At 63.2% G+C, this 5,282-nt stretch carries 3 protein-coding genes and 1 pseudogene; all 4 read right to left on the bottom strand.

Annotated features, from left to right (window positions below; all coding sequences use genetic code 11):
* A partial coding sequence (locus tag V5B39_RS21685) for a patatin-like phospholipase family protein (protein ID WP_332344891.1) occupies positions 1-2,150 on the bottom strand: 2,150 nt, incomplete at its 3' end.
* 67 nt (positions 2,151-2,217) lie between these two features.
* The gene (locus tag V5B39_RS21680) at positions 2,218-2,451 is read right to left on the bottom strand and encodes a TIGR02647 family protein (RefSeq protein ID WP_332344890.1); all 234 of its coding nucleotides are present in this window, start codon (positions 2,449-2,451) and stop codon (positions 2,218-2,220) included.
* A gap of 72 nt (positions 2,452-2,523) precedes the next feature.
* A complete protein-coding gene (locus V5B39_RS21675; protein WP_332344889.1) occupies positions 2,524-4,077 on the bottom strand; it encodes a protein adenylyltransferase SelO in 1,554 nt (517 codons plus the stop codon).
* Between the two features lie 73 nt (positions 4,078-4,150).
* A pseudogene (locus V5B39_RS21670) lies at positions 4,151-5,143 on the bottom strand (YcjF family protein); the annotation flags it as partial.
* Positions 5,144-5,282 lie beyond the last annotated feature (139 nt).

Raw genomic sequence — 5,282 nt, 5'->3', positions numbered from 1 at the left:
GTCGAATAGCCGTAACCGAAGTAGACCGGGCCCAGCGGGGTCTCACCACCGAGATAGATCGCGGTCGAGTTGATCCAGCCTTTCAGTTCGGTTTCGGTATAGGGGGTACCAACTTTGGCCGCTTCGAGCATCAACCCCAGCCGCATGTCTCCACGCAGGCCAAGGGGTAGGCGACCAATGATTCGTTCCGCACGGAGACTGCCATAGGTCATGTCGTCCCCTTTCAGTTGACCCGGAGCAAAGGCGGTCATGTTGAAAACGCCCCCGAGGCTCCCGGAATCGTAGATCGGCAGTTGCCCGACAGGGGAACCCTGATACGACGCGCGGCTATTCAGCACCCAGTCGCCCATGCTCGTGTAGACGCCCGCGCTGGCGTTGAGTTTGCTGAAGCCTTCGGCCGCCGAGTCGAAATAACTGATCTTTGAGAACCAGCCGGTGGTCGGGAAATAGAGGCGGTCGGTGCTATCGAGGTCGGCCTGCGCAATCCAGCCGCCATAGCGCTTCGACAGATCCGGGAGGAAGGGAGAGCCAACATCGAGCTTGGCGTTCCACCAGTTTTGTTCCCAACCGGCACGGACCTGACCCAGTGTGCCGAGGTTGATCCCCCCGCTGAGTCTGGCTACGCCCTTGGTGACGTGGTATTCGGCAAGCTTGTTGTCGTTCTGAAAGATAGAGTTCACCTGGCTGCCATAAGACATATTGGTTTCCAGGAAATAGCGCTGACGCTCGTCGACCGGTTGGTAATAGTCCATCCCTACACGGTTGACCGAGCCGATCTCGCCGAAGGCCAGCAATTCCCCCCCAAGATGGTTCAGCCAGGTTTTCTGATAGGCGAGACGCAAAGTGTAGCTGGAGTCGCTCTTGAAGTTGCTGTCGAGACTGACGCCGTAGCGGAGATAATTGGGGCCCCAACTCTTCTCGAGCGGCGTCACGCGCAGAATGTTGCGCTCGCGCACCGTATCGTCCAGAGAATAATCGACGCTCTCGTAGTAGCCGTCGCCATAGGTTCGCATCAGATCGTCTTTGATGCTCGAGGGCGAGATAGCGTCACCCGGTTTGATTCCGAGATGCTGCTCGACCATGACCGGGTTGACCCGTTTGAGTCCGGCAATCTGTATTTCGTGCACCTTGGGCGCCTCACGTCGGGCAAGCTGTATGTTTTCCGACCAGGCTGCATAGTCGGCTTCGCTGACTGCCAGTGGACGCAGGCGATCAGCAAGCGCTTCGGTTGCCGCGACGCCCCGGTCAGCCGTTTCCGAAGTGCGCTTGAAGTCACCGGCAGTGATTCCTTCAAGGTCGGGCTTGATGTAGATGTCGGTTGGTTTGAGAGTGGCCAGCGAGCGGACGACGTTCTGCTCCGTCAGGATATTGACCATCTGGGCCGAAACACTCAGCAGGCTGCCGATCTGATCTGCCTTCAACAGCGGCGAACCGACGTTGACGGCAATCGCGATGTCCGCCTGACAGCGCGAACGCGCTTCGTCGATCGGCACGTTATTGACCAGGCCACCGTCCACCAGCTTCTCTCCGTCGATCTCGACCGGCGACATCAGGCCGGGAACCGACATGCTGGCGCGCATGGCCGATGACAGGCTGCCGCTGCGGAAGACCACCTGCTGGCCATGGACGATGTCCGTGGCAATGATCGAAAGAGGCAGAGGCAGATCCTCGATCCTGCGCTGGCCGACATGGTCACCGACCAGTTGGTTGAAGAAGAGCTTGATTTTCTGCCCGGTGACGATCCCCGTCTGATACCTCAGGCCGTCGGGGCCGACGCCGGTTTCCGAGGCGGGCAGGTAACGCCTGTCCTGCACCTTGTTGCGAAAAGTCCGCTGCGAGTAGGGCGGGGTGTCCTGGAACAGGTCGTCCCAGTCAGCTTTGGCGAGCTCTTCGCGCATCTTCGCTGGCGACATGCCGCCGGCGTATACGCCGGCGACCAGCGCGCCCATGCTGGTGCCGGCGACGCAGTCAACCGGCACGCGCAGCTTCTCTAGCACCTCGAGGACGCCAATGTGCGCCGCACCGCGTGCGCCACCGCCGCCGAGGATCAAGGCGACACGCGGCCTGGCTACCTCGGCGGCAGCGTTGGCCAGCGCCGCCGTGGCAAGCAGTGCGAGCAGAAGCAGGCCCCGCCATGAAACACTGTTCATGATTCGAGAATGGTCAGCCTTGCCGTGGCAAGCAGTGCGAGCAGCTGGCGCCACCAGGAAACAATGTTCACGACTGGAGGATGGTCAGTGCAGCCTGCGCGTGCTCGGCCGCATCGCGGCCCAGGCTTGTCAGGTAGCCGCCGTCGACCAGCGTCAGCAGCCCCTTGGCATGCAGCCGCCGGGTTGCCGCGATGATTGCCGGATCGGCGGTCTTGTGGATCTTGATTCCCTGCTGGGTTGTTCCAAGATCGAAATGGATCAGCGTATTGAGTTCATCGACCAGATCGGGCGTGAAGGGCATGGCAGTTCCTCGTTGGTCGAAACCAGTGGTGAAGATGGGGCTGCATTTTAGCGCGCCTTGCCCGGCCGGCGCTCAGGAACTGCACGAGAGCATCGAACAACCTGCCCGGTGCCTTGCCCAATCGGGTCGTTTGGCGCTGAACGCTTCGCGCCCCGGTTGTTCGTCTGAGGGCCGGCGGAGAACGTCGAGCAAGTCGTGAATCATTTGCGTGTCGCCCTGTTCAGCGCGATCGATTGCCTGCTGCGCCAGGTAGTTGCGCAGTACATAACGCGGGTTGGCGGCGTTCATGCGCGCCAGGCGCCGCTCTGCCGGGTCTCCGTCCTGCCGCAGGCGGGCAGCGTAGCGCGCCAGCCAGCGCGTCAGGCCGCCGGCGAAGCGCTGGCACAGATCTTCTCGGTAGAAGGATTCCCGCAGCACATCGATGTCTGGCTGCTCGATGTCCAGTCGGGAGAGACTGCGAAAGAACTCGGTCATGTCAATTTCTGCCCGGTGCATCAGCTCGAAGAGATCCTCGAGCAGATCAACATCGTCGTGCAGCCAGTGCCGAAAGCCCAGCTTGGCGGCAAATGCCGTACAGAACCCGGTGGAATAGACTTCGTCATAACGCTCGAGAGCCTCGCGCATTGCGTCCGGCTTTGGCGTCAGCATGGCCAGCGCGTCGGCCAGTCGTTCGAGATTCCAGCGTGCGATCGCCGGTTGCCGCGCGAAACAGTAGCGGCGGCTCGACGCGTCGGTGGTGTTGGGCGTCCAGCCGGGATCGAAGTTGTCGACCCAGCCGTAGGGGCCGTAGTCGATGGTCAGACCGAGGATCGACATGTTGTCGGTATTCATTACCCCGTGCACGAAGCCAACGCGCATCCAGTGCACCATCAGGCGTGCCGTTCGCTCGCAGATTTCGCCGAACCAGGCAGCCAGGCCGTGCGCGGGGTCGATCGCCAACTCGGGGAAATCGCGCGCGATGGTGAACTCGACCAGGCGTTGCAGCAGATCGCGCTCGCCGCGCGCGGCTGGCAGCTCGAAATGGCCGAAACGGGTGAACGAGGGTGCGACCCGGCAAACGATCGCGCCCGGTTCGGCAACCGGATGCCCGTCGTAGAACATGTCGCGCACCACCGACTCGCCGGTGGTGACCAGGCTCAGCGCTCGCGTCGTCGGCACCCCCAGGTGATGCATCGCCTCGCTGCACAGGAACTCGCGAATCGAAGAGCGCAGCACGGCGCGTCCGTCTGCCCGACGCGAGTAGGGCGTGGGGCCGGCGCCCTTGAGTTGCAGTTCGAAGCGCTGTCCAGCGCGGTTGATCGCCTCCCCGAGCAGGATCGCCCGGCCGTCGCCTAGTTGCCCGGCCCACTGACCGAACTGGTGGCCTCCGTAGCAGCTGGCGTAACTGACCATTCCCGGCAACAGGGCGTTGCCGGCCAATGCGGCAAGCAATGCTGGCGCGGCCATCGCCTGTTCGTCGAGATCGAGCGCCAACGCGACTTCGCGCGAATAGGCGAGCAGGTGGGGTGTCGTGACCGGGGTCGGATCGACCGGCGACCAGCAGGCGCCGAAGACCTGCCGCGGCGTGTTGCGAGGTTCCGGGTCACCAGGTAGATCGCGGACGAAACGATTATCGAAGTCAAGCATCAGCCAGTCGGTTCCCGGCAGCGTTGGCCGGCCAGCGGCAAGAGGTCATCCCGTTCGTCCTGGCAGCGGGCGATTACCCACGCCGGACCAGGTCGACGATTTGGGCCGTATCCAGCGTCCGCGCCCGGGCCTGCATCTCGGGCAGATAGCGGCTCTGCAGACCCTTGGCCTCGCCGAGCACGTTGTCGAAGGCTTCGCGCAACATCTGAGTCGAGAAACTGCGGCCACCGGCGTAGTAGCGCCGGGCGACGTGACCGAGCGCATAGGTGCTGGCGAAGCTCATGCCCGAGCTCACCGCCTGCTTCCCGAGGCCGCCCAACAGGCCGCCACCGACCTTGCCGAGCAGGCCGCCAAGCAGCTTGCGCCCGGCCTGTTCAAGATACTGTGAAGTCAGCCCGACGCCGAGCGTGGCGAGAAAATCCTTGATATGGCTGCGGTCGAGTTCGAAACCGTAGGACTTGCCGATACGGTAGACCAGCTTCATCTGCAGTGGAATGATGGCCATCGTCGATAGCGATTCCGGCAGCAGCTCCAGCGCCCCGTTGAGGATCGCCGCGTTGAGGATGGCCTGGTCCATTTCGCCCTCGCTCATCGTCGATGCGTAGGCAGCGGCGGGCGTGGCCGGCGCATTCTGCGCGTGCGGCGCCGTCCCTGCGCCGATGTCGGGGTTTGCCGCGATCGGCAGTGCGGCGATCGCTTCGGCCTGCTGCGTGTAGGCTGCCGCCTGCTGCACATCGAGCCCCAGGGTGCCCCGCAGATCGGCAAGGAAGGCCTGCTCGGCTGCCGACTGAACGCCGTCGGCGTCGCAGACGCAGACCGCCATCTCGAAGGCGAGTTGCCGCGCCTCAGTGGTTGTCAGGGCCGCCACTGCCGAAGGCATCGTCACGCGCTTGAGCAATACATCCTGGTAGAGGGCGGCGAGATTGATCGATCGCTCGCCGGCCAGGGCTTCGGCAATGCGCTTGAGTTCGGCACGCTCGGCCTCGTCCTTCATGCCGTCGGCGAAGGCAGCCATCAGGCTGAGCGTAAGAATGGCTTTCTGTTCCTGCTCGTTCATGCGATGTGTCTCCTGTGAGGGTGTCGTTTGGCCCGGCGAGTATCCGCAAGTTCCCGCCTTTGATCAAGGCGAGCGCGAGGGAAGGCTTTGTCCGATGCCGTGAGCGCGATCGCCAGCATAGCGCAAGGCGAGGACTGGTGCGACCCCA

The organism is Accumulibacter sp. (assembly GCF_036625275.1).
In the GTDB taxonomy this organism is placed as follows: domain Bacteria; phylum Pseudomonadota; class Gammaproteobacteria; order Burkholderiales; family Rhodocyclaceae; genus Accumulibacter.
The sequence above is the reverse complement of the archived record's forward strand: the minus strand, read 5'-3'. Positions and strand labels throughout refer to the sequence as shown.

Coding starts and splice junctions, on each gene's coding strand:
- V5B39_RS21680 (WP_332344890.1), bottom strand. CDS start 2,451: ATGCCCTTCACGCCCGATCTGGTCGATGAACTCAATACGCTGATCCAT.
- V5B39_RS21675 (WP_332344889.1), bottom strand. CDS start 4,077: ATGCTTGACTTCGATAATCGTTTCGTCCGCGATCTACCTGGTGACCCG.